This window comes from Achromobacter semiaridum (genome assembly GCF_053543755.1).
This window is the reverse complement of sequence record NZ_JBLVOL010000128.1, coordinates 1-23274: the sequence shown is the minus strand read 5'-3', so window position 1 is coordinate 23274 and position 23274 is coordinate 1. Positions and strand designations below refer to the sequence as shown.

The 23274-nt window shown below is 64.1% G+C and carries 25 protein-coding genes and 1 tRNA gene; 9 read left to right on the top strand and 17 right to left on the bottom strand.

Annotated elements, in window-relative coordinates; all coding sequences use genetic code 11:
* The 5 genes from ACNPP0_RS26430 to ACNPP0_RS26410 all read left to right on the top strand — a co-directional run.
* Positions 1-1016, top strand: a 1016-nt coding sequence (locus ACNPP0_RS26430; protein WP_448707459.1) for an efflux RND transporter periplasmic adaptor subunit, incomplete at its 5' end; no start/stop codon positions are given.
* A gap of 33 nt (positions 1017-1049) precedes the next feature.
* Complete coding sequence (locus ACNPP0_RS26425; protein ID WP_448707458.1) at positions 1050-4166, top strand: efflux RND transporter permease subunit; 3117 nt, start codon at positions 1050-1052, stop codon at positions 4164-4166.
* A gap of 3 nt (positions 4167-4169) precedes the next feature.
* Positions 4170-4889 carry a DNA polymerase III subunit epsilon gene (gene dnaQ, locus ACNPP0_RS26420; RefSeq protein WP_046806136.1) on the top strand — a complete coding sequence of 240 codons (720 nt, stop codon included), beginning with the start codon at positions 4170-4172 and terminating at the stop codon, positions 4887-4889.
* Between the two features lie 83 nt (positions 4890-4972).
* Positions 4973-5047: transfer RNA gene (locus ACNPP0_RS26415), tRNA-Val, on the top strand.
* Between the two features lie 320 nt (positions 5048-5367).
* Entirely contained in the window at positions 5368-5535 is a 168-nt protein-coding gene (locus ACNPP0_RS26410) for a hypothetical protein (protein WP_332612134.1), read from the top strand.
* A gap of 61 nt (positions 5536-5596) precedes the next feature.
* On the opposite strand, the gene ACNPP0_RS26405 is transcribed toward ACNPP0_RS26410, so the two are convergent.
* The 5 genes from ACNPP0_RS26405 to ACNPP0_RS26385 form a co-directional block, all read right to left on the bottom strand.
* Positions 5597-6055: a YaiI/YqxD family protein gene (locus ACNPP0_RS26405; RefSeq protein ID WP_332612133.1), complete on the bottom strand. Its 459-nt coding sequence runs from the start codon at positions 6053-6055 to the stop codon at positions 5597-5599.
* A gap of 6 nt (positions 6056-6061) precedes the next feature.
* Entirely contained in the window at positions 6062-6328 is a 267-nt protein-coding gene (locus ACNPP0_RS26400; RefSeq protein ID WP_332612132.1) for a hypothetical protein, read from the bottom strand.
* 42 nt (positions 6329-6370) lie between these two features.
* Positions 6371-7873 (bottom strand): TAXI family TRAP transporter solute-binding subunit, encoded by a 1503-nt coding sequence (locus ACNPP0_RS26395; RefSeq protein WP_332612131.1) that lies wholly within the window; start codon positions 7871-7873, stop codon positions 6371-6373.
* Positions 7870-9078: a sodium/glutamate symporter gene (gene gltS, locus ACNPP0_RS26390; RefSeq protein WP_332612130.1), complete on the bottom strand. Its 1209-nt coding sequence runs from the start codon at positions 9076-9078 to the stop codon at positions 7870-7872. The genes ACNPP0_RS26395 and gltS overlap by 4 nt, the downstream gene beginning before the upstream one ends.
* A 161-nt stretch (positions 9079-9239) precedes the next feature.
* Positions 9240-9758, bottom strand: coding sequence for a GNAT family N-acetyltransferase (locus tag ACNPP0_RS26385; protein ID WP_448707457.1), 519 nt, complete (start codon positions 9756-9758; stop codon positions 9240-9242).
* A 271-nt stretch (positions 9759-10029) separates the two neighbouring features.
* On the opposite strand from ACNPP0_RS26385, the gene ACNPP0_RS26380 reads away from it, so the two are divergent.
* On the top strand, positions 10030-11082 hold the full coding sequence (locus tag ACNPP0_RS26380) for a glycosyltransferase family 2 protein (protein ID WP_448707456.1): 1053 nt from the start codon (positions 10030-10032) through the stop codon (positions 11080-11082).
* Positions 11083-11127: 45 nt separating this feature from the next.
* Here the strand turns inward: ACNPP0_RS26380 and ACNPP0_RS26375 are convergent, their stop codons facing one another.
* Positions 11128-11520 (bottom strand): GtrA family protein, encoded by a 393-nt coding sequence (locus tag ACNPP0_RS26375; RefSeq protein ID WP_332612126.1) that lies wholly within the window; start codon positions 11518-11520, stop codon positions 11128-11130.
* A 36-nt stretch (positions 11521-11556) separates the two neighbouring features.
* Between ACNPP0_RS26375 and ACNPP0_RS26370 the strand changes: the two genes are divergently transcribed.
* On the top strand, positions 11557-12366 hold the full coding sequence (locus ACNPP0_RS26370) for a ChbG/HpnK family deacetylase (protein ID WP_332612124.1): 810 nt from the start codon (positions 11557-11559) through the stop codon (positions 12364-12366).
* An 18-nt stretch (positions 12367-12384) separates the two neighbouring features.
* Here the strand turns inward: ACNPP0_RS26370 and ACNPP0_RS26365 are convergent, their stop codons facing one another.
* On the bottom strand, positions 12385-13263 hold the full coding sequence (locus ACNPP0_RS26365) for a LysR family transcriptional regulator (RefSeq protein ID WP_332612123.1): 879 nt from the start codon (positions 13261-13263) through the stop codon (positions 12385-12387).
* Between the two features lie 94 nt (positions 13264-13357).
* Between ACNPP0_RS26365 and ACNPP0_RS26360 the strand changes: the two genes are divergently transcribed.
* Positions 13358-13915: a multidrug/biocide efflux PACE transporter gene (locus tag ACNPP0_RS26360; RefSeq protein ID WP_332612122.1), complete on the top strand. Its 558-nt coding sequence runs from the start codon at positions 13358-13360 to the stop codon at positions 13913-13915.
* Here the strand turns inward: ACNPP0_RS26360 and ACNPP0_RS26355 are convergent.
* The 10 genes from ACNPP0_RS26355 to ACNPP0_RS26310 form a co-directional block, all read right to left on the bottom strand.
* Positions 13890-14540: a GntR family transcriptional regulator gene (locus ACNPP0_RS26355; RefSeq protein ID WP_448707455.1), complete on the bottom strand. Its 651-nt coding sequence runs from the start codon at positions 14538-14540 to the stop codon at positions 13890-13892. The two genes, ACNPP0_RS26360 and ACNPP0_RS26355, sit on opposite strands and share 26 nt — an antisense overlap.
* A complete protein-coding gene (locus tag ACNPP0_RS26350; protein WP_448707454.1) occupies positions 14540-15505 on the bottom strand; it encodes a branched-chain amino acid ABC transporter permease in 966 nt (321 codons plus the stop codon). The genes ACNPP0_RS26355 and ACNPP0_RS26350 overlap by 1 nt, the downstream gene beginning before the upstream one ends.
* A 1-nt stretch (position 15506) precedes the next feature.
* Entirely contained in the window at positions 15507-16409 is a 903-nt protein-coding gene (locus ACNPP0_RS26345) for a branched-chain amino acid ABC transporter permease (RefSeq protein WP_104145139.1), read from the bottom strand.
* A gap of 9 nt (positions 16410-16418) precedes the next feature.
* The gene (locus tag ACNPP0_RS26340) at positions 16419-17624 is read right to left on the bottom strand and encodes an ABC transporter substrate-binding protein (RefSeq protein ID WP_448707453.1); all 1206 of its coding nucleotides are present in this window, start codon (positions 17622-17624) and stop codon (positions 16419-16421) included.
* A 71-nt stretch (positions 17625-17695) separates the two neighbouring features.
* Positions 17696-18421 carry an ABC transporter ATP-binding protein gene (locus ACNPP0_RS26335; RefSeq protein WP_332612117.1) on the bottom strand — a complete coding sequence of 242 codons (726 nt, stop codon included), beginning with the start codon at positions 18419-18421 and terminating at the stop codon, positions 17696-17698.
* Positions 18414-19169: an ABC transporter ATP-binding protein gene (locus ACNPP0_RS26330; RefSeq protein WP_046806150.1), complete on the bottom strand. Its 756-nt coding sequence runs from the start codon at positions 19167-19169 to the stop codon at positions 18414-18416. Before ACNPP0_RS26330 ends, ACNPP0_RS26335 begins: the two co-directional genes overlap by 8 nt.
* Before the next feature lie 87 nt (positions 19170-19256).
* Entirely contained in the window at positions 19257-20168 is a 912-nt protein-coding gene (locus ACNPP0_RS26325; RefSeq protein WP_448707452.1) for a dihydrodipicolinate synthase family protein, read from the bottom strand.
* A gap of 129 nt (positions 20169-20297) precedes the next feature.
* Entirely contained in the window at positions 20298-21185 is an 888-nt protein-coding gene (locus ACNPP0_RS26320; protein ID WP_046806172.1) for an alpha/beta hydrolase, read from the bottom strand.
* A gap of 136 nt (positions 21186-21321) precedes the next feature.
* Positions 21322-21966 carry a LysE family translocator gene (locus ACNPP0_RS26315; RefSeq protein WP_448707451.1) on the bottom strand — a complete coding sequence of 215 codons (645 nt, stop codon included), beginning with the start codon at positions 21964-21966 and terminating at the stop codon, positions 21322-21324.
* The gene (locus tag ACNPP0_RS26310; RefSeq protein ID WP_448707450.1) at positions 21963-22883 is read right to left on the bottom strand and encodes a DMT family transporter; all 921 of its coding nucleotides are present in this window, start codon (positions 22881-22883) and stop codon (positions 21963-21965) included. The genes ACNPP0_RS26315 and ACNPP0_RS26310 overlap by 4 nt, the downstream gene beginning before the upstream one ends.
* Before the next feature lie 191 nt (positions 22884-23074).
* Here ACNPP0_RS26310 and ACNPP0_RS26305 point away from each other — a divergent pair.
* Positions 23075-23274 (top strand): GntR family transcriptional regulator (locus ACNPP0_RS26305; RefSeq protein ID WP_448707460.1); only part of this gene is annotated, 200 nt, incomplete at its 3' end.

Sequence of the window (23274 nt, the reverse complement as noted above, 5' to 3'; positions counted from 1 at the left end):
TGCCGCGCTGGCTCGCGCCCGGGGCCTCGCCCACCGTCCAGGCGGCCGCCAAGCCGGCCGCTGCGCCGGCCGCGCCCGTTCGGGTCGAGGTCGCTTCCGTGAAAGAAATTCCGTTCGCCCGGGGCTTGTCCGCCGTGGGCAGCCTGCGTTCGGACGAGTCCGTCGTGCTGCGGCCCGAGGTGGTGGGCCGGATCCAGGCGATTGAATTCAAGGAAGGCCAGCCGGTGGCCCGGGGCCAGGTGCTCATCCGGCTGGATGATTCCGTGCCGCGCGCCGAGCTGGCGCAGGCCCGTGCCAACCTGACGCTGGCGCAAAGCCATTACCGCCGCGCCGTGGAATTGCAGGGCAAGGGTTTCGTCAGCCAACAGGCGCGCGACGAATCCGCCAGCACGCTGAAGGTGCAGGAAGCCGCCGTGGCGCTGGCGCAGGCAAGGCTGGACAAGATGACGATATCGGCGCCGTTCGCCGGCATCGTGGGGCTGCGCAGCGTGTCCGTGGGCGACTACGTCAACCAAGGGCAGGACCTGGCGCCGCTGGAAGCCATCGACCCCCTGAAGGTGGACTTTCGCGTGCCCGAAATGTACTTGAGCAAAGTGGGCGTGGGCCAGCAGCTGACGCTGCGCCTGGACGCGCTGCCGGGCCAGGAACGTCAGGGGCTGGTGTACGCCGTCAGCCCGCTGGTCGACGCGGGCGGCCGGTCCATCCTGTTGCGCGCCACCGTCGCCAACAAAGACGCGTTGTTGCGGCCCGGCATGTTCGCCCGCGTGCAGCTGCTGTTCAACCAGGACAAGGCGCTGGTCGCGCCGGAAGCGGCGTTGTCGCCGTCGGGCGAAACGCAGTACGTTTACCGGGTCAAGGACGGCCGCGCCGAGAAGCGCGAAGTGACGATCGGCGAGCGCCGCGAAGGCCGCGTCGAAATCCTGACCGGCGTAGCGGCGGGCGATCAATTAGTGGTGGCGGGCATACAGCGCGTCACGGACGGCGGCGCGGTGACCGTCGTGGGCAGTGGCTCGTGAGCCCGGCCACCTACTCTTTTTAGCGGTGACGCAATGCGTATCTCGGAAACCTGCATCAAGCGGCCGGTGTTTGCGTCGGTCCTGTCGCTGATCATTGTCCTGATCGGCCTGATCTCTTATTCGCGCCTGACGGTGCGCGAATATCCCAAGATCGACGAGCCCATCGTGTCGGTGGACACCACCTACAAGGGCGCCTCGCCCGAGGTGATCGAATCGCAGGTGACCAAACCGCTGGAAGATCAGCTGGCGGGCATCGAGGGCGTGGACGTGATGACCTCGCGCAGCCGTTCCGAACGCAGCCTGATCAACATCAAGTTCAACCTGTCGCGCAACCCGGATGCCGCGGCGGCCGAAGTGCGCGACAAAGTCTCGCGCGCGCGCCGCTTCCTGCCGGACGAAATCGACGAGCCCATCATCGGCAAGGTCGAGGCCGACTCGCAGCCCATTATCTATATCGCGGTGGAATCGGGCTCGTATTCGGCGATCCAGACGTCCGACTACATCAACCGCTACATCAAGACCCGCTTGTCCGTGCTGCCCGGCGCGGCCGAGGTGCGTGTGTTCGGCGAACGCCTGCCATCCATGCGCATCTATGTGGACCGCGACAAACTCGCTGCATACGGCCTGACCGTGCAAGAGGTGGAAGCCGCGCTGCGCAGCCAGAACGTCGAGATCCCGGCCGGCCGTATCGAATCGCGCGCGCGTGAATTCTCGGTGGTGTCGTCCACCGACCTGCAAACGCCCGCACAGTTCGAAGACGTGATCGTGGCCAACGTGAAGGGCTATCCGGTCAGGCTGCGCGATGTCTCCAAGGTCGAGATCGGCGCGGCCAGCGACCGGGTGCTGTCGCGCTTTAACGGCAAGCCGGCCATCAACATCGGCGTGACGCGGCAGTCCACGGCCAACCCCTTGGAACTGTCCAAGGCGGCGCGCCACGAGGTCGAACGCCTGAACGAGACCTTGCCGGCGGGCATGAAGCTGACCATCGCGTACGACTCGTCGGTATTCATCGAACGGTCCATCGATTCGGTTTTCCACACCATCGGCGAAGCCATCATCCTGGTGGTGCTGGTGATCTTTTTCTTCCTGCGCAACCTGCGCGCCAGCATCATCCCCATCGTCACCATCCCCGTGTCGCTGGTGGGCGCTTGCGCCCTGATGTATTTCTTCGGATTCTCGATCAACACACTGACCTTGTTGGCCATGGTGCTGGCCATCGGCCTGGTGGTGGACGACGCCATCGTGGTGCTGGAGAACATCTATCGGCACATCGAAGAAGGCATGCCGCGCAAGGAAGCGGCGCTGCGGGGCTCCAAGGAAATCGGCTTTGCGGTGGTGGCCATGACGATGACGCTGGTCACCGTGTATGCGCCGCTGGCGTTCGCCACGGGCCGCACGGGGCGCCTGTTCATTGAGTTCGCGCTGGCCCTGGCCGGCGCCGTGCTGGTGTCGGGCTTCGTGGCGCTGACCTTGACGCCGATGATGTGCTCGGTGTTGCTGCGCCATCAAAGCAGTCACAGCCGCTGGTACAACCTGATCGAAGGCTGGCTCAACGCCATGAGCAATGGCTACCGCCGCCTGCTGGGGGCGTCGTTGCGTCACCGCTGGCTGGTGGTGATGATCGGCGTGGTGGTGGCGTTGGGCAGCGGCGTATTGTTCAAGGTGGTCAAAAGCGAATTGGCGCCCATCGAAGATCGTGGGGTGGTGTTCGGCATCGTCAGCTCGCCGGAAGGCGCCACGTTGAACTACACGCTGGACAGCATGCTGGGCATCGAAAAGTTCTATTCAGAAATTTCGGAAGCCAGCGGCAGCCAGGTCACGGTGGGCTTTCCAACCGTGACGGACGGCACCGCCATCCTGCGCCTGAAACCGTGGGAAGAACGCGACCGCAAGCAGCAGGCCATCACGCAGCAGTTGCAGCCGCAATTCGCGTCATTGCCGGGCGTGCGCGCGTTTCCGACAAACCCGCCCTCGCTGGGGCAGTCCGCGCGCTCAAAGCCGGTGGAATTCATCATCATGAGCCAGGCGTCGTACGCCGAACTGGCCCGCCTGACCGATGTCTTCCTGACGGAACTGCGCAAGTATCCGGGCCTGTTGAATCTGGACACGGACCTGCGTCTGAACACGCCTGAACTGCGCGTGCGGGTTGACCGGGACAAGATGGCGGACGTGGGCGCCAACGTGGACACGGTGGGGCGTACGCTGGAGACGATGCTGGGCGGGCGCCAGGTGACGCGTTACAAGGACGAGGGCGAGCAGTACGACGTGATCGTGCAGGTCACCCCGCGCGACCGCGCCACGCCCACCGATATTTCCGGTATCTATGTGCGTGCCCGCGATGGCAGCATGGTGCAGCTGGACAACCTGCTGGGCGTGCACGAAGGGGTGTCACCGCAATCGCTGAACCACTTCAACCGCCTGCGCGCCGTCAAGATCGATGCGGCGGTCGCGCCCGGGTATGCGCTGGGCGAGGTGCTGACGCACATGCATCAGGTGGCGCGCGACGTCCTGCCCAATACGACCATCACGGATCTGGACGGGCAATCGCGCGAATTCCGCGATTCGTCCGGCCGCATCTACCTGGTGTTCGGCATGGCGCTGGCCTTCATCTACCTGGTGCTGGCGGCGCAGTTCGAAAGCTGGCGTAACCCATTCATCATCATGCTGTCGGTGCCCCTGTCGATGACGGGCGCGTTGCTGGCGCTGTGGCTGACGGGCGGCACGCTGTCCATCTACAGCCAGATCGGCCTGATCACGCTGGTGGGGCTGATTACCAAGCACGGCATCCTGATCGTGGAATTCACCAACCAGCTGCGCGATGAGGGCCGCGAACTGTTCGCTGCCGTCACCGAGGCCAGCGTGCTGCGCTTGCGCCCCATTTTGATGACGACGGGCGCGATGGTGCTGGGCACGGTGCCGCTGGCCCTGTCCTCCGGCGCGGGGGCGGAATCCCGCCAGCAGATCGGCTGGGTCCTGGTGGGCGGCCTCTTGCTGGGTACACTACTGACCTTGTTCGTCGTGCCGGTGGCCTACACGCTGATTGCCACCGCACGCAAGAAACCCGGCCATGCCGGCAGCGCAGAGCACCCTCCGGCCCACCCGCCGGGCGGTCAGACGCCGCCGGCCTCGGCCAATGCAGCGTCGGAATAAGTCATGCGCCAGATCATCTTTGACACGGAAACCACCGGACTGGACCCTGCCCAGGGTCATCGCATCGTTGAAATCGGTTGCGTGGAAATGGTCAACCGGATGTCCACCGGCAACAACCTCCACATCTACCTGAACCCGGATCGCGACAGCGACCCCGAGGCCTTGGCGGTGCACGGACTGACCACCGAGTTCCTGTCCGACAAGCCACGCTTTGCCGACGTGGCGGACGAATTCGTCAAATTCATCCAGGGCGCGGAACTGATCGCGCACAACGCCGCGTTCGACGTGAAGTTCTTCAACGCCGAGTTGGCGAAGACGGGCCGCGGCCCGATCACCGATTACTGCGAGACGGTCACCGATTCCCTGCTGCACGCCCGCTCGCTGTTCCCCGGCAAGCGCAATTCGCTGGACGCCCTGTGCGACCGCTTCGGCATTTCCAACGCGCACCGTACGCTGCACGGCGCATTGCTTGACTCGCAGTTGCTGGCCGAAGTCTGGCTGGCCATGACGCGCGGGCAGGATGCGTTGCTGATCGACGTGGACGACAACGACGGCGCGGGCAGCGATGGCATCGTGCTGGCCAAGTTCGACGCGTCGGGGCTGGTTGTCATCAAGGCCAGCGACGAAGAACTGGCCGAACACGAGGCCTATTTGGCGGCGTTGGACAAGTCGGTGAACGGCGAATGCGTCTGGCGCAAGCTGGATGCGCCGGTGGCGGCATAAAGGCTATTGCCGGCCCGGGTTGCCGTGTGCGAATTTCGACTTGCGCACGTTTTAAAAATCATGCTATTATTTTGCCTCTTTCAGGGTGGTTAGCTCAGTGGTAGAGCACTGCCTTCACACGGCAGGGGTCACAAGTTCGAAACTTGTACCACCCACCAAAGACCCTTGGAAGGCAACACGAAGGCTTGTAGATAGCATTAGTTGTTGCTGACCCGCTTGGCGTCTTTGGCATAAAGACTGAAAGAGAAAAAAGAAAAAAGAAAGCAAAACAGGCCAACCTTAATCGGTTGGCTTTTTTGTGCCCGTCAGCTGCGCTGCGGGACCGTGCTGCGGGATCTAAGCTTGTTGATCTGGCGCAATATTGCCTTTCTGGCCTGCGTGCCGACGCCTTATTACGCGCTTATGATGGTTTCACGGTGCCGCCTTCGAAAGAACTCCTTTTGACGGCCTGCCGGATGCCCGAGCATAGGAGACGTCCATGCCGCCGAACACCAATACCATGTTGATCATCATTGTCACGGGCGTGGCGATGATGCTGATCGGTTTCGGGCTGCGCGACCGCAATATCGGGATGGGCTTGATGGGCCTGGGCTTGATCACCGCCATCGGCACCATCATCTACAAGGCCTACGTCACGTTTTACTAAGGCCGTTCTGGCTAAGGCGCTTTCGGATTAAGGCGCTTTCTTGTTAAGGCGCGCTTTCTTGTTAAGGCGCTTTCTTGTTAAGGCGTGCCAGCAAGGTGTCCAGCTGGTTGGCGAACGCCTTGCGGTCGGCTTGGCTGAATGATGACGGGCCGCCCGTGTCGACCCCGCTTGCCCGCAATTCTTCCATCATGTCTCGCACCGCCAGCCGTTCACGGATGGTTTCGGGTGAATAGCGTTCGCCACGCGGGTTCAACGCCATCGCCCCTTTGGCTAGCACGTCGGCGGCCAGCGGGATGTCCGCGGTGATGACAAGATCCCCCGGCTCGGCGCGTTCAACGATATGCGCGTCCGCCACGTCAAAACCGCGCGGCACCTGCACCGCGCGGATCAGCGGCGAAGGTGGCGTGGACAGCGGCTGGTTGGCGACCAGGGTCACCGGCACCTGCCAGCGCTGCGCGGCGCGGAACAAGATGTCCTTGATGACCACGGGGCACGCGTCCGCATCGACCCAGATGTGCATAAGCGCTTATTCGCCCAGCGCTTTTTGCAGGACTTCGGCCACGATGTCGTTCGTGGACACGCCACGTTCGGCGGCCAGCGCGCGCAGCTTGTCGGCGTGCGCCTGCGACAGCTTCAACGGAAACGGCACCAGGCCGGCCGCTTGATCCAGCTTGCGCTGCTCGCGGCGGTCGGGCGCTTGCGACGCTACCCCGAAGCGGTCGGGGGTGGCGGATGCCTTGAGCTGGCCGGCCAGCTTCAGGGCCTGGGTTTTTTGGAGATCGAATTTATTCATGGAAATTCCTGATTAGGAGCGCAATCATAAGCGCATCCGGGATCAGCGCGGTTTGGCGAGTTCCAACGCGGCCAGGCCTTCCTCGGCGCCGTCGTGCAGCGGGACGGTCAGGCCGCGTCGCGCATTGGCGATGGACACCTGCGCTCCCTGCGCCGAGCCGGCCGCCAGCAAGTCCTGGCCGGTCTGGTAGACGGCACGAACCACCATCAGCGCTTCATCGCGGGTCAGGTTTGCCGTGGTCAGCATGAGCGCCGCCGTGCCCACGGTGGCAACCGGCGCGGCCTGGTTGGGATAGGTGTCCGCGGCAATTTCCAGGGGCATCAGGGCGCTGTCGCCGCCGGTCAACGACTTGATGGCGGCCGGGTCCAGCGGCAGCAGCTTCAAGCGCGCCTCGGTCAGCGCGTCGCGCAGGGGCGTGGCGGGCACGCCGATGACTTGCGCGGCGGCATCGACCGTGCCGGCGTTCAGCGCGGGCAAGGACGCCGCGAAAGGCGTGTCGACGACGGTGTAGTCGCGCCCCGGCTCCAGGCCATGGGCGGACAGCACGGCTTGCAGCGTGGCGCGCACCGCCGAGCCCTCGGGGCCCAGCGCAATCTTCTTGCCCTTCAAGTCGCGCACGCTGCGCAATGCCGGATCGTCACGTACCACGATGTGGACCAGTTCGGGATACAGGCTGCCCAGCGCGCGCAGGCCGCTGAACGGCCCCTGGTCGGCGAATGGGCCGCGACCCTCGTAAGCCAGGCGTGCCGTGTCGGCCTGCGCCAAGCCAACCACGGCGTCGCCGCTACGCAGCAGGGCGATGTTTTCCGCGCCGCCACCGGTGATCAGCGGGGTGACGCGGATCTGCCGGGCGCGCGCCACGGCGCTCAGCGCGCGGGCAAACGCAACGTATTCGCCGCGGTCAGGTCCACCGGCCAGCGGATAGCCTTGCTGCAAACGAGCCAGCCGCCCATTGATGCGCGCCACCGAGCGTTCCAGCTCTTGCTGCACCACGTTCTGCGCGGTGCTGGAGGCGCTATAGGCGACGGAATGGGTGATCTGGTCCAGCGTATCCAGCAACTGCCGCGTAACAGGCGGGGGCGCGCCCGTATCCAGCGACGGCGCCTCGGCCGCTTTGAAGCCGGCAGGGGTGATGAGATTCCAGGTATCGCCTTCTTTGCGATAGATGGCGCTGGCGTGCGCGACGATGCGGTCTCCGGCCTGGTTGCCGCCGGATTTCACGCCGATGATGCTGCGCGGGCCGGCGCCCAGCAACGTTACCAGCGAGGCCGCGCCGGGCTGGTCCCAGGCGCCCAGCGTTATATCCCGGCCCAACGTCAATTCGACGTCGTAATACACGACGCGTCGGCTTTCACCGGCGGGGGCCGTGCTGTCGCTGGCGGAACCCCTGCGCTTCAGATCGGTGATGCGGAACAAGCCTTGGCCGTATGTGGTGGCCAGGGCGGTGTCGACGTCCGTGCGCAGCTTGTCGGCATCGGGCGCGCGGCCGCAGGCGGCGAGCATCAGGCAGAACGCGATCAGTACCAGGCGTTTGAACATGGTCACATCCCCCCGACGAAGGGCAAGGAGATCAGCGACGTCAGCACGATCACGTTCAGGATGTCGACCAGGAACGCACCGGTGACCGGCACCACGATGAAGGCTTCCGGCGCGGGTCCGTGACGGCGCGTCAGGGCCTGCATGTTGGCGATGGCGGTGGCGGTGGCGCCAAGGCCAAAGCCGCAGAACGCCGCCGACATGATGGCCGCCTCGTAGTCGCGCTTGAGCAATCGGAACACCACCCAGGCGGCGTACAGCGCGCAGAACAGGGTTTGCACCACCAGCATCAACGCCAGCGGGCCGGCCAGGCGGGCCACGCTGGAAAGGTCCAGCGTCATCATCGTCATGCCCAGGAACAGCGACAAGGAAATCGTGCCGATGATTTCCGTGGCGCGGTCGTCCAGCTTCAGGCCCAGGCGCGCGCCGCCGTTGCGGATCAGCACACCGGTGGCCAGGCACCACAAGAAATTGGGCAGGCTGACGGGCGCGCCCTCGACCAGCATCGCCAGGTAGCCGCCGACGACCAGGCAGACGAAGGCGGCCGTCATCGACACAATGAAGGAACCGGCGGTGGGCGGTTCAGCGGGTTCGGCAAGGTCGGGCGCCAACTGGCCGTCGCCTGCCTTGTGGTCCAGGCTGCCTTGCAACTTGTGCCGGCGCATGAGCCATTCCGCGACGGGTCCGCCCACCACGCCGCCCAGCACCAGGCCCAAGGTGGCGGAAGTCATGGCCAACGCCATGACGTCCTGGATGTTGTTGAAGTCGGCAAAGCGCGTGGCATAGGCCGCGCCGGTTCCGTGCCCGCCCACCAGCGTGATCGTGCCGCCCAAAAGGCCCATCAATGGGTGCATGTCCAGCAGCCAGGCCATGCCCAGCCCCACGGCGTTTTGCAGAATCAGAAAGGGAATCAGCGCCAACAGAAAGGCGATCAGGCGGGGGCCGCCCTTGGCCAGCAGCTTCAGATTGGCGGTCAGCCCGATAGAGCCGAAGAACAGCAGCAGCAGCGTGGGCCGGATACTGGTTTCCAACGAAACGGAGACGCCGCCCCAGTTCGCCAGCGCATACGCCAGGATCGCAAACAGCAGGCCGCCGACAATCGGGTCGGGGATGCTGTATCGGCGCAGGACGCCGATACGGGTGGTTAGCACGCGGCCGATGACCAGCACCAGGCAGCAGGCAAGCAAAGATTGAACGGGCGAAAGGGAAATCATAAGAACCTTCGCGCCCCGGCAGGGCGCAGCAAGTCGGACTATCGGAACCGTTGCCGCCACATCGTTCGGATTGCGGCCCTATATTACGGCCGCGAATTGGCGATGTATAGGAAAGCGGCGACTGGCGGGGCCTGTCATGCAGGGCCCTCGCAAATAAGGGGCTACAGCGGGAAGCCGCGCGTCATGTAGCGGGCGTCGGGGCCATAGTCCGCCAACTTGGCGGCCAGATCGGCCATGCCGTCCATGCCGTCCATGCCGTCCATGGCGGACACCGGCCGATAGCCGTGGCGCAGCCAATAGCCCACGGCGGACTGCAATGAAACAAGGCTGGCGCGACGCAAGCCGCTTTGCACAGCGCGCGCGGCGCCTGTCTGCATCAAGGACTTGGCCACGCCATGCCCTTGCGCGCGCGGGACCACGGCGCAGTCGTGCACGAACCAGTGTTCGGCCGGCGAAGGCAATGCCGTCAACGCGACGCCCAGCGCCGGGGGCAGGCCGGCGTTCCAGGGATACGAAACCAGGTAACCCAGCAGGGTGCTGCTATCTGATGCACACGCCACCCAGCAATGATCGGGCGCAAGCTGCAAGCGGTTCAGGAAGAACTCCGCGCTTTCAAGCAGGAAGTCGGGATAGGCCAGCGTCTGGGCATCCAAGATGCCGTCCACGTCGCTGGTCAGCATAGGGCGGACTCGGTATTGCATGACTACCTGTAAGGACAAAACAGCCGCGCATTTTAACGATGCCGGCAAACACGTCGGTTCGGCGGCGCCTGGAAATAGGGGGCGCATCCACATTGTCCCGGCCCGATACGCTGCCGCGCGCCACGCGGCGATCGAACGAAATGCACGGCTTTGCCGGCGATGCCGCGTTGCGGGCATTTCATGAAAATTCGACGAGACGCTACGCATACTGCCGGTCATAGCATTCCTGTATTCCCAGACCTTTCGTCTTATGCACATCCAATACCGGCCCGATCCGATTCCTTCGCAAGTGCTGGCCAAAACGTATCCGCTGGAAGCGCTTTGGTCCGGCAAGGCTGCCGTGGTGCCATACGACGCTTGCGTGACCTGCGTCATTCCGTGCCTGAACGAAGCGGAAAATCTGCGCGTCTTGTTGCCGCTGCTGCGCAGCCGTTTGCAGGCGCTGTGCACGCGTTGGGAAATCATCGTGGCCGACGATGGCAGCACGGACGGCACGGAATCGCTGATGGGCGAATGGACTCAGCACGAGGGCTTTCGCTACGTTCAGCTATCGCGCAACTTCGGCAAGGAAGCCGCGCTTAGCGCGGGGTTGGAAGCGGCCACCGGGGACGCGGTGATCTGCCTGGACGCTGACCTGCAACACCCGCCGGCGTTGATCGAACAGATGCTGGCGCGGTGGGCGGCAGGCGCCGAAATGGTTTATGCCGTGCGCGAAACGCGCCAAGACGAATCGTGGTTGAAGCGATCCGGCGCGCGCTGGTTCTACAAGCTGCTGAGCAGCGCGCGCGGCGTTGATGTGCCGGCGCACGCCGGTGACTTTCGCCTGATGGACCGTGGCGTGGTCGATGCGCTGAATGCACTGCCCGAGCGCACGCGCTTCATGAAGGGCTTGTACGCCTGGGTCGGCTTCAAAGGCGAAGCGCTGCCCTACACACCGGACGAGCGCATGCATGGCGACAGCCGCTTCAGCGGCTTGCGCCTGTTCCGCTTGGCCCTGGATGGCTTGACGGCGTTCACGACCTGGCCGCTGCGTCTGGTCAGCCTGGTGGGCGTGGCGTTTGCGCTGGTGGCGATGTCTTACGCCGCCTATCTGGTGGGCGATTACCTGCTGTCGGGCAATCCCGTGTCGGGCTGGACCACCATCGTCACCGCCGTGCTGTTCTTTGCCGGCGTGAACCTGATCTCGCTGGGTGTGGTGGGCGAGTACGTTGCGCGCATCTTTGACGAAGTCAAAGGGCGGCCGCTATACGTGGTGCGCCGTCGCCAAGGGCGATCCGCCGACAGTGGGGCGCGGCCCTTCTGATTCTTGCGCCGCTGCGCGGCGCGCCGGCTCCTTGCATCACTTCTATCACGCGCCGGGCTTGCGGAAGGCCCACAAGCGGCTCGCGACAAACGTGGCAAACGCCAGCCCGATCAAGATCAATGCCAGCAACACGTCGTAGCGGATGCTGGTGGTGTGCAGCAGCAGCGCGTAGGCCGATTCATTGATGAAAAAGCCCGCCGCTGAAATGAAAAAGAAACGGCGGATCGCTATGGTCCAGGGTATTTGGGCATGTCTGAACGTAAGCCGATAGTGGCCGGCAAAGGATACGACGAAGGCGACCAGCCAGCCGATCAGGTTGGCGGCCAGCGGCGGCAGTGCGAAGGCTTCGACGCAGCCGACGGCCACCGCCCAATGGGTTGCGGCAGCCGCGCATCCGACGGCAACAAACAGGCTGATCTGACGAAGCAAGGCGCGCATGAGTGCCGAAGTGGAATGGAACCGCGAGGAAACGCAATGAGCAAACGAGTCATAGTCTGCGGCGACGATTTTGGCATGAATGCCGACATCGATGAAGGCATGATTGCGTTGGCCGACATGGGGCGCATCAGCGCGGTCAGCTGCTTGTCGCTTGGCCCCACGTTCGCCGCAAACGCCCGCCGGCTTGGTGCGCGCAACGTGGATATCGGCTTGCATGTGAACCTGTCCGAGACGTTGGCCACGGATGCCGAGCCGATGCCGTCCTTGAGCAAGCTCATCATCAGCGCGTACACGGGGCGACTGGACGCAGCCTGGGTGCAGGCGCATTTGAACCGCCAGTTTGACGCCTTTGAGGCCGCGCTGGGACGCGCGCCCGACTACATCGACGGCCATCAACACGTGCACCAGCTGCCCGGCGTGCGCGATCAAGTGCTGGCGCAACTGAAGCGGCGCTTTGGCGAACGGCGCCCGTGGCTGCGCCAGACGGCGCCGGGCATGCTTAGCGGCATCCCCATGAAGGAAGCGATCAAGGCGCGCATCATCGGCGCCTTGGGGGCGGCCGCGCTGGCGCGTCAGGCAAGCCGTGATGGCCTGCGCACCAATCGCCGGCTGCTTGGCGTATATGGATTCGACGGCGGCAAGCGACGCTATGCCGGGCTGCTTCAGAACTGGTTGTTCAACGCGCGCGATGGGGATCTGCTGATGTGCCATCCCGCCATGAACGGCCAAGAGGGCAGTGCCATGTCGCGACAACGGCGCGCCGAATTCGACGTGTTGGCCAGCCCCAAACTGGGCGACTGGATGAATGCCAACGGCGTGCGCATTTCGCGGCTGCCCATGCACTGATCGCCGCGCGACGCGGCATCACGCGGGCGTGGTGTCTGCCCGCGTCAGGCTTTCCAACAGCCAAGCCCCCGCCGGCCCAAGCGCGCGCCGGGTAGACCAGACGGCGTCAACGCGTATGTGGCGCGGCCAGCCGGGCACCGTCAGTTCCACCAACTGGTCGCGGCCAAAACGCTGGACCATCCAGCGGGGCAGTTCGGTCCAGCCAAATCCCAGGCTGGCCATTTCCAGCAGCATCAGATAACCGGGCGCGGACCACGTTGCGTGGGGCGGCGCCGCGTCTTTGTCGTCCAGTTCGTACGTGCTGAGCCGCAATTCGCGTTGCGTCTTGAGCTCGTCGTTGCTGACCGTAGGGCGATCGGCCAGCGGATGGCCGCGGCCCACGCACAGCACGATTTCTGAACGCTCTGGCAGCGTGGCGTGCGCCACATCGGGGGGGTAGTCGTCTTGTGCCGCCATCAGGCCCAGGTGCGCGCGGCCTTGCTGCACCAACGCCACCACGTCTTCGTATTCCGCAATCAGGCATTCGAAGCGCAGCGCCGGGTAACGCTGGTCGATCTGACTAAGCATGTTCTCAAACGTCTTGGACTGGAACGTGTCCGACAGCACCACCGTCAGCCGGGGTTCAAGCCCGTCGGCCAATTGGTTGGCGCTGCGGTTGAAGCGATCGTTCGCGGCCAGCACCTGCAAGGCCTGGCCCAGCAGCACCTGGCCTGCTTCGGTCAGCGCGGGTTGCCGCTGGCTGCGGTTGAACAGGGTGACGTTAAGGTCCACTTCCAGGTTGGCGATGGTTTCGCTGATGGTGGACTGGCTCTTGCCCAGTTTCCGGGCAGCGGCCGAAAACGAGCCTTCAGAGGCGACTTGCGCGAACGCGGCCAGGGATTCAAGAGAGTGGCGCATAAGTTATCGGTATTTCCGATGGATAGTATCTTTATCGTAACGGAAATATCGTCGAAAATCGCTTCCATTCTGACAAATCGACCGCAGGCGGGTCATGCAAGCCACTCACACCCCTCCCCAAAAAACGCAAGTCACCAAAACGCTCAAAGAGCGTTTTTTTCACGCCTTCCTTTTTGAAATCCTGGCCATCGGCCTGTGCGCGCCGGCCGCTGCCTGGGCCATGGGCAAATCCCTGTTTGAAATGGGCGTCCTCACCGCTGTCATCGCCTGGATCGCGCTGGTCTGGAACATGATCTACAACGCCGGCTTCGACCGCCTGCAAAACCGCCTGGGTTTCGTTCGCAACATGCGCATGCGCGTGGTGCACGCGTTTGGATTTGAACTGGGCCTGATCCTGATCGTGATTCCGCTGGCGGCCTGGTGGCTGGACATCAGCCTGTGGGAAGCCTTTGTGCTGGATATCGCGCTGGTGCTGTTCTATCTGCCCTACGCATTCCTGTACAACCTGGCCTATGACCGTTCCCGTCCGCGCGTCATGGCGTGGCTGGGTCGCGGCAAGGCGCAGCCCGCGCCGGCCGACACAGCCGGTATCGCGCCGGCAGTGGCGCCGGCGGGGGCTGCCGCCGTTACGCGTCAATCACCTTGCGCGTAAACATTTCCAGGTAGTCCATCAACGAATCGGCGCCCTTGATGGCGTCGGCTTCGTTGCCGGTGGCAATGCCCTGCGCCATCAGCATGTGGCGGCGCGCGCCTTCGGCGATGTCGCCTTCGTGCTGATAGGCGTACCAGAAGCGCCGGCACTGAATGATCAGCGGTTCGACCGCATTCACGGCAGACACATTGCGGCAAGCCAGATGGCAGACGTGGTCCAGCAATTGGTCCGCGTGCATGTAGTCGTCAAGGTTGCCGCCTTCCGAGGCGCGAATCATCTGCGCGGCGCATTCCACGATCTGGGTGCGCTGCGCGGGCGTGGCACGGCGGGCGGCGCTGGAGGCAATCAGTTGTTCCAGCGCGCGGCGCGTCTGGATCAGATCCATGTGGTCGGCCAGCTGGATCATCGATACGCGCAGGCCGCGCCGGGGCTCCTGGCGGATCAGGCCAGCCGCCACCATGCGTAGCAATGCTTCGCGCAGGGGCGTGCGCCCCAGGCCGGTTTTCTCGACAAGTTCCGCTTCCACGACCGCGCTGCCAGGCTGCAATTGCAACGTGGCGATCATGCTTTCGATCTGGTCGTAGGCGACGTCCGCGGCGCGCCGTTTGGGTTCTGCTCCTGCCATCAATTATTGTTTTCCTTCGTTTTGCGCCACTGCGTGTACGCCAGCCATTCGCCGACGAACCCGCGTCGGAAGAACGACACGCACAACACGAAAATCAGCCCGATGACGATGGTGACAACATCGCCCAGGGTGGCAAGATAGTTCTGCAAGCTGACCACCAGCGTAGCGCCCACCACGGGGCCCCACACCGTGCCGATGCCGCCTAGCAGCGTCATCAGCAATACTTCGGTGGAGGTGGCCAGCGACACGTCGTTCAGGGCCACCAATTGCAGCACCAGCGCCTTCAAGGACCCGGCCAGGCCGGCAACCGACGCGGACAGCACGAAGGCCAGCAGCTTGCACCGATCCGTATCGTAACCTAGCGAAATGGCGCGCGGCGCGTTGTCCCGGATCGTCTTCAGTACCTGCCCGAAGGGCGAATGAATCACCCGGTAGACGAACAGAAAGCCCAGCACGAACACGCCCAGCGCGAAGTAATACATGTGGGTGTCCAGGCTCAGGTCCACCAGCCCCAGGAACTTGCCACGCGGAATGCCCTGCATGCCGTCCTCGCCGCGCGTCCAGCCGACCTGCACCGCCATGAAGTACGCGACCTGTGACAGCGCCAGCGTGATCATCGCGAAATAAATGCCGGTGCGGCGGATGGCCAGCCAGCCGATTGCATACCCGATGGCGGCCGCCATGGCCACGCCGCACACAATGGCAAGCTCGGGCGGCAGGCCGCGTGCGCCGAACAGGATCATCATTTCGCCCGTGGCGTAGGCGGCCCAGCCAAAAAAGGCGGCGTGGCCGAAAGACACCAGGCCGGTAAACCCGGTCAGCAGGTTGAAGGCCAGCGCAAACAGCGCAAAGCACAACACCTTCATGACGAACACCGGGTACACGACCTGGGGGAAGAACGGCACCAGCAGGGCGGGCACCAGCAGCAAGGCCAGGATGCGAATGGAAAACGGAATGCGCGACACCTTATTTCTCCTTGCCGAACAAGCCCGCGGGGCGCATCAACAGCACGACGGCCATCACGATGAACACGACAACGGTGGACGCTTCGGGATAAAACACCTTGGTCAACCCTTCCAGCAGCCCGAGCGCCAGGCCGGTGACGATGGCGCCCATGATGGAACCCAGCCCGCCGATGACGACCACGGCGAACACGATGTTCAGCAGGTTGGACCCCATCAGCGGGTTGATCTGCATGACGGGGGCGGCCAGCACGCCCGCCACGCCGGCCAGTGCCACGCCGAAGCCGTACGTCAGCGTGATCATCACCGGAACGTTGACGCCGAACGCCTGTAGCAGCTTCGGGTTTTCAGTGCCGGCGCGCAGCATGGCGCCAAGGCGGGTGCGCTCGAACAGGTACCAGGTGGCGATGCACAGCGTCAGCGATGCCACCACCACAAAACCCCGGTAGGCCGGCAAGAACATGAAGCCCAGATCGAAGCCGCCTTGCAGGATCTCGGGCGGCTCATAGCCCACCCCTGAAATACCGTAGAAGTATCGGAAACCGCCTTCCATCATCAGCGCGATACCGAAGGTCAGCAGCAGCCCATACAGGTGGTCCAGGTGGTACAGCCGCTTGAGCAGCGTCTTTTCGATCAGGACGCCCACCGCGCCCACCACCAGGGGCGCCAGGATCAGCGCGGCCCAGAAGTTGACCTGCACGCCGGGGCCCAGCAATTGCGGCAGCTGCGTGAAGCCGATCCACGCCAGGAACGCCGCCATCATGAACTGCGCGCCGTGCGTGAAGTTGACGATGTTGAGCAGGCCGAAAATGATGGCCAGCCCCATGCTGAGAATGGCGTAGAAGCAGCCGTTGATCAGCCCGACCAGCAATTGGGCCAACAGGGCGGGGAGCGAGATGTCGAACATGGCGCGGGCTTAGGACTTGTTCAGCGGGCAGGCGGCCTGGGGCTTGGGGAACACGTCCTCGCCCTTGAGTACCGACTTCACGTTGTAGTAGTCCCACGGGGCCTTGGACTGCGCGGGCGTTTTCACTTGCAAGAGCAGCATGTCGTGCACCAGTGCGCCGTCCGCGCGCAGATGGCCGTTGCGGATCACGGCGTCATTGATGGTCATCTCGCGCAGCTTGGCCATCACGGCGGGCGCGTCGTCGGTGCCGGCGGCTTCGATCGCCTTCAGGTAGGACAGCGTGGCGGAATACACGCCGGCCTGCGAGGCCGTCGGCATCTTCTTGGCTTTTTCGAAGAACTTCTTGGCCCATGCGCGCGAGGCGTCGTCATAGTCCCAGTAGAACGCTTCGGTCAGGTACATGCCCTGCGCCTTGGGCAGGCCCATGCTGTGCACGTCCGAAATATACGTCAGCAGCGGCGCCACGATCTGCTTCTTGTTGATGCCGAATTCGTTGGCTTGCTTGACGGCGTTGACCGTGTCGTTGCCCGCGTTGGCCAGTGCGATCACGTCGGCCTTCGATGCCTGGGCTTTCAGCAGGAACGATGAAAAGTCGTTGCCGGGGAAGGGGTGGCGCGACACGCCCACGACCGTTCCGCCGTTTTCCTTGATGACTTCGGTTGCGTCCTTTTCCAGCGAATGGCCAAAGGTGTAATCGGCCGTGATGAAATACCAGGTCTTCTTGCCTTCTTGCACCAGCGCGCGTGCCGTGCCAGCGGCCAGGGCGTACGTGTTGGTGGTCCACTGCGCGTTCAGCGGTGAACATTTTTCGCCCAGGATGGCGGTGGACAGGCCCGCCGAGGGCATCGTCACGCGGTTTTTCTGCTTGGCGATTTCCATCACGGCCAGCGCGGTGGACGCGGTGGGAAAGTCGGTGATCATGTCGACCTTGCCCTGGTCGAACCATTCGCGCGCCAGGTTGGCGGCCACGTCGGGCTTGTTCTGGTGGTCTGCCGCCACCACTTCCACCGGTTTGCCCAGCACCTTGTTGCCCATCTCTTCGGCGGCCAGGCGCGCGGCGATCACCGAGCCGTTACCGGCCAGGTCGGAATACACGCCGGACAGGTCGGTCAGCACACCCACCTTGACGACGTCGTCGCTGATCTTGGCCTGCGCGTGGGCGGCGCCGGCGCCGCCCAGGGTTAGCAACGCTGCTGCAATTCGGTTCAATTTCATCTGACTACGCTCCGTGTAGGAAGGGGCACTGCGGTCGGAAGGAATACGGAAAAAACCAATACGGCAAGACTTCAAATGCCCAGCAAGGTGTTCAGCTTGTCCTGCGATTGCTGGACGTCGGCACGGTCGATCACGGCAACCACCTGGCCGTGTTCGATGACGTAATGGCGGTCGGCCAGGTGCTGGGCGAAGCGGAAATTCTGTTCGACCAGCACGGTGGTGTAGCCGCGCTCTTTCAATTGCCGGATCACGCGACCCAGCGACTGCACGATCACAGGCGCCAGCCCTTCGGTGATTTCGTCCAGCAACAGCAGGCGAGCACCGGTGCGCAGGATGCGCGCCATCGCCAGCATCTGCTGTTCGCCGCCTGACAGCCGCGTGCCGGGGCTTTGCGCACGCTCTTTCAGGTTGGGGAACATCGTGTAGATCTCTTCCACCGACATGCCGCCCGGCCCGACCGAGGGCAGCAGCATGAGGTTTTCCTCCGCGCTCAGTGACGCGTAGATGCCGCGCTCTTCAGGGCAATAACCGATGCCCCGGCGCGCGATCTTGTGAGTGGGCATGCCCACCGTTTCCTGGCCCTGCACCTTGATCGAGCCGCTGCGGCGGCCCACCAGGCCAAGGATGGCTTTCAGCGTCGAGCTACGGCCCGCGCCGTTGCGGCCCAGCAGCGTCACGCATTCGCCGGGCTTCACGTCCAGGTCGATGCCATGCAGGATGTGCGATTCGCCATACCAGGCGTGCAGGTTACGGATTTCAAGCAGGTTGCCGGACCCGCCGGCCAGGGCGTTATTCATCGTCGGCTCCCATGTAGGCTTCGCGCACCGCCGGGTTCATCGAGACGGTGGCGTACGGGCCTTCAGCCAGGATCTCGCCCCGTTGCAAGACGGTGATGGTGTCGGAGATGTCCGCCACCACCTTCATGTTGTGTTCGACCATCAGGATGGTGCGCCCCGCCGATACCTGCTTGATCAGGTGCTTGATGCGGTCCACGTCCTCGTGGCCCATGCCCTGCGTGGGTTCGTCCAGCAGCAGCAGTTCGGGCTCAAGCGCCAGCGTGGTGGCGATTTCCAGGGTGCGCTTGCGGCCATAGGGCAGGTCGCCCGCGGGCACCTCCAGATGGGTGCGCAGGCCAACCTGGTCCAACAGTTCCTCGACGCGGTGGTGCAGGCTTTCCAGCGTGCGTTCCGACCGCCAGAAGCAGTAGTCCACCCCCAGCTTGCGCTGCAAGGCGACGCGCACGTTTTCGCGCACCGACAACTGCGGGAACACGGCGGATATCTGGAACGATCGAACAATGCCCCGGCGCGCGGTCTGGGCGGGGCGCTCTGCCGTGATGTCCACGCCGTCGTACAGGATTTCGCCGCGCGTGGGGATGTGGAACTTGGTCAGCAAGTTGAAAAACGTGGTCTTGCCCGCCCCGTTGGGCCCGATCAGTGCATGGATGGCGCCGCGCCGGACGCTCAGATCGACGTTATTGACCGCCACGAAGCCGCGGAATTCCTTGGTCAGGCCACGGGTCTGAAGGATGATGTCGCTTTGCATGGTGTCCGATGGGCGTGCGTGTAGGCGGCCCCGGAACACCGCGGCGCGCGGCCTTCCGGGGATGGTGCTGCGGGCGGGTGGGGCGGCTTACGTCGACTGGTAGGCTTTGGGGCGCTTGGAGATCGCGGCCTGGATGATGGCGGTGCAGCGCTCGCGTTCCGCGCCGACCAGGGGCAGGCGCGGCTTGCGCACATGCTCGTTGCCAACGCCGGCCAGCGTTTCTGCCAGCTTGATGTTCTGCACCAGCTTGGTGGAAACGTCCAGGTGCAGAAGCGGCGTGAACCATTGGTACAGCGCCAACGCTTCTTGCCACTTGCCGGCTTTCATCAGGTCATACAGCGCAACGGTTTCGCGGGGGAATGCGGTCACCAAGCCCGCCAGCAGCCCGTCGGCGCCCAACGCCAGCGCCTCGAACGACAAGTCGTCCACGCCGATGAACAGCTGATAGCGCGTGCCCAGCGCATTGCGCAGGTCGGTCAGGCGGCGGATGTCGTCACTGCTTTCCTTGATGGCGACCAGCCAGGGGCAATCGGCCAGCTCAACCATGTGTTCGGGCTTCAGATCCACGCGGTAAGCAACCGGGTTGTTGTAGATCATGCAGGGCTTTTGCGCGGCTTCGGCCATGGTGCGGATGCTTTGCATGGCTTCGCGCGCGTCGGCGACGTAGATCAGCGACGGCATCAGCATGAAGCCATCCACGCCCAGTTGGACTGCCGCCTGGATAAAGCGCAACGCTTCGCGGGTGCTAGTCTCGGACACGTTGGCCAGCACGGGGATGCGACCGGCGCTGACTTCGACGGCGCAGCGCGTGACTTGCAGCTTTTCTTCCAGGGTTAGGGTGCTGGCTTCGCCCAGCGAGCCGCAGGTGACCAGACCATGAACTCCGTTGTCGATCAAGAAGCCGAAATGCTTGCGCATGGCTTCAAAATCCAGTGATTCGTCGGCGTGGAACTTACTGGTTACGGCAGGATATACGCCCTGCCAACGCACGTTACTCAACTGGCTTCTCCTGAAGATGCCGTCGCTTCAAGGGGAGCGGCGAACAGGAGAAAGTCTAATATCCGCTAAATATATTTAGTAGATATTTTTATATGGGAGTTTCCCCATACCGGGTTTTCCCGGCGCGCGTCAGCCCGATTTACGGGAATAGGCGCGCGACGCATCCTGCATGAAGGTTTTGACGGCCGCGTCGTATTGCGGGCCGCTGCGGAAGGCGCCCGAGTGCGACGCCCCTTCGATCTTGACCAGCCGCTTCAATTCGGGCGCCACGTTGCGCGCGGCGGCGAAGAGTTCGTCGCTCATGGTGTGCGGCACAACGCGGTCGGCGGTGCCGTGCATGAACAACATCGGCGTGTGCAGCTGCGCCAGCTTCTGCACGGAGTCGAAGGGCTGCGTGACCAGCAGGCCGGCGCCCGGGACCTTGCCCCAACGCAACGTGCCCAACATGGCGCCGATGCTGGTGAAGCTGGATTCCACGATCAGGCCCGCAAAGTCAGGTTGCTCGGGGCGCGCCGCCAGGTCGATGGCGATGGCGCCGCCCAGGCTATGGCCGTAGACGAAGCGGCGAGCGGGGTCGGGTTGCAGCCGCGCCAGCTCTTTCAAGCCGGCCATGGCGTCTTCCAGCGCGCTTTCTTCGGACGGCAGACGCGGGGTGGACGCGCCGAAGCCGCGATAGTCGATGGCCAGCACGGAATAGCCCATGCGGGTCCAACCGTCGATGCGAAACGCGCTGCCGTTCAGGTTCCAGCGCGCGCCGTGCAGATACAGCACAGTAGGCGCGCCCGCGCTGGGGCTTTGCCAATACCAGGTGCGAATCTTGTCGCCATTGGCCAGCGCCAGGTCGTAGACCTTGGTGCCGGCGGCGGGTTCGCGCCACCAGGTCTGGGGTTCGGACTGCGGCGAAAAGATCGTCTGGCGTTGCCAGGAATCCAGCTGCGAGCAGCCGACCACGCTGGCGGCGGCCAGCACGGCGGCAATGAACAATCGGCGGGGGGAAAAACGAGGCAGGGCGGGCATGGACGATATGACCCTGTCGGGCCGGCTGGGTTCCGCCGTCAGCATACTCCCGGACGTGGCGCGCCCGTCAATGAGAAGGTGCCCGGGGCTGCCGGCCGCCATCCCTGGCCGCGCCTGCTGTCTGCGCGGCCACGGCTCAATGCATCAAATCCAGCGCCACCGGATACAGGGAAGCCACCAGCAGCAGCGCCATGCCGACGTTGAACGCGCGCACGGCCCAGGGCTTGTGCAGCACGCGACGCAGCGCCGTGCCGAAGGTTACCCACACGCCGATGCTGGGCAGGTTGACCACGCCGCACACCACGGTGGCGATGATCAGGTTGGCAAAGAAGCCGTTTTGTGGCGTGTAGGTGGCTACGACGCCCACTGCCATCACCCACGCCTTTGGGTTGACCCATTGGAAGGCGGCGGCTTGCAGGAACGTGAAAGGTTTGCCGCGGGCTTCGCCATCTTCCATGTCGCCGGAATTGGCGATCTTCCAGGCCAGGTACAGCAGATAGGCCGCGCCGGCATATTTCAGCACCGTGTACAGCGCGGGCACCTGCTGGAACACCGATCCCAGGCCCACGCCCACCAGGAAAATCATCAAGGTGAACCCCTGGTTCACTCCCAGCAGGTGCGGCAGGCTGCGGCGAAATCCAAAGTTCAGTCCGGACGAAGCCAGCATCACGTTGTTGGGGCCCGGCGTAATGGAGCTGACCAGCGCGAACAGCGCCAGCGGCCCCAGCAGCGATGCAGAAGCCAGGGGCACGTCGGCCCAGTTGGTCGGGAACAGATTCATTTTTTGGTCCTTACGATGGCGCGGCGTCCGCCGGCGATAACGGCGATCACGGTAGCGGCGAACACGAATGTCGACGCCTCTACGGATTCACCAAACAACAATGCGGCCGCCACGACGGTCAGGAACGGTTGCAACAACTGAACTTGCCCCACGCGGGCGATGCCGCCCACGGCCAGGCCGCGATACCACGCGAAGAACCCTAAAAACATAGATCCGAACGCCAGATACGCGCAAGCGGACACCACGGCCGCGCTGGGCCAGTGGGCCTGCGCCGCCATCCATCCGACGGGCGCCACCACCACAGGCGCGCTGATTGCCAACGCCCAGCAGATGGTGCGCGATCCGCCCAACGTGCGCGCCGCGCGGCCGCCTTCGGCGTAACCCATGCCGCCCAGCACCACGGCAACCAACAGCCAAAGGTAGCCAGTCGTCAACGTGCCGTTGCCCTGGCGCAGCGCATACACCGTGACCAACGCGGCGCCGGCCGTGGCCCACGCCCAAAAGGCCGCCGACGGCCGCTCTCCGCTGCGCAGCGCGGCAAACGCGGCGGTCGACAGGGGCAGCAAACCATTGAACACCGCGCCCTGCGCGGACGGCACGGTCTGCATTGCCAGTGACGAAGCCAGCGGCCACCCCACCACAATGCCCAACGCCGCCAGGATGACGCCCGGCCATTCCTGCCGGGTTGGCCGCCGACTGCGCGTGATCCACAGCAGGGCCACTGCCGGTACGGCCGCCACCAACGCACGCCCCAGGCCTACGAGCAGCGGCGCGAGTTCCGCGACGGCCAGGCGGGTCATGGGCAGCGTCAACGAAAAGACCAGTACACCCAGGAACCCGTAGCCATAGCCCTCCCAGACAGGGGGAGTCGCGGCGGGCGCCGTCTGGGCCGAAGGGTAAAGCGCGGATCGAGACATGATGGTTTGCCAAGAAATTCTGAATGGAACGGCAGGGTGGTTGCGGGCCGTTCGTATTGCTGTCACTCTACGCATAGTTATCGGTACAGTACCGGTACACTTCTGCATGTCACTTTAATCACTGGCCTGGTCGAATTCCCATGACAGTTGCTCCGCCTCCCCCTCCTGCCTCTTCCCTGCCTTGGATGCCCGTGCGGCAGGCCGACGCCTCGTTGGTCACGCAGTTGGCCGATGGCCTGGCCCGCCGCATCGACGAACAGGGCCTGCGTCCGGGCACCCGCTTGCCTTCCATCCGCAAAATGGCCGAACAGTCGGGCGTCAGTCGCTTCACGGTGGTTGAAGCCTATGACCGCCTGGTGGCGCGCGGGCTGGTGCAATCGCGACGCGGCGC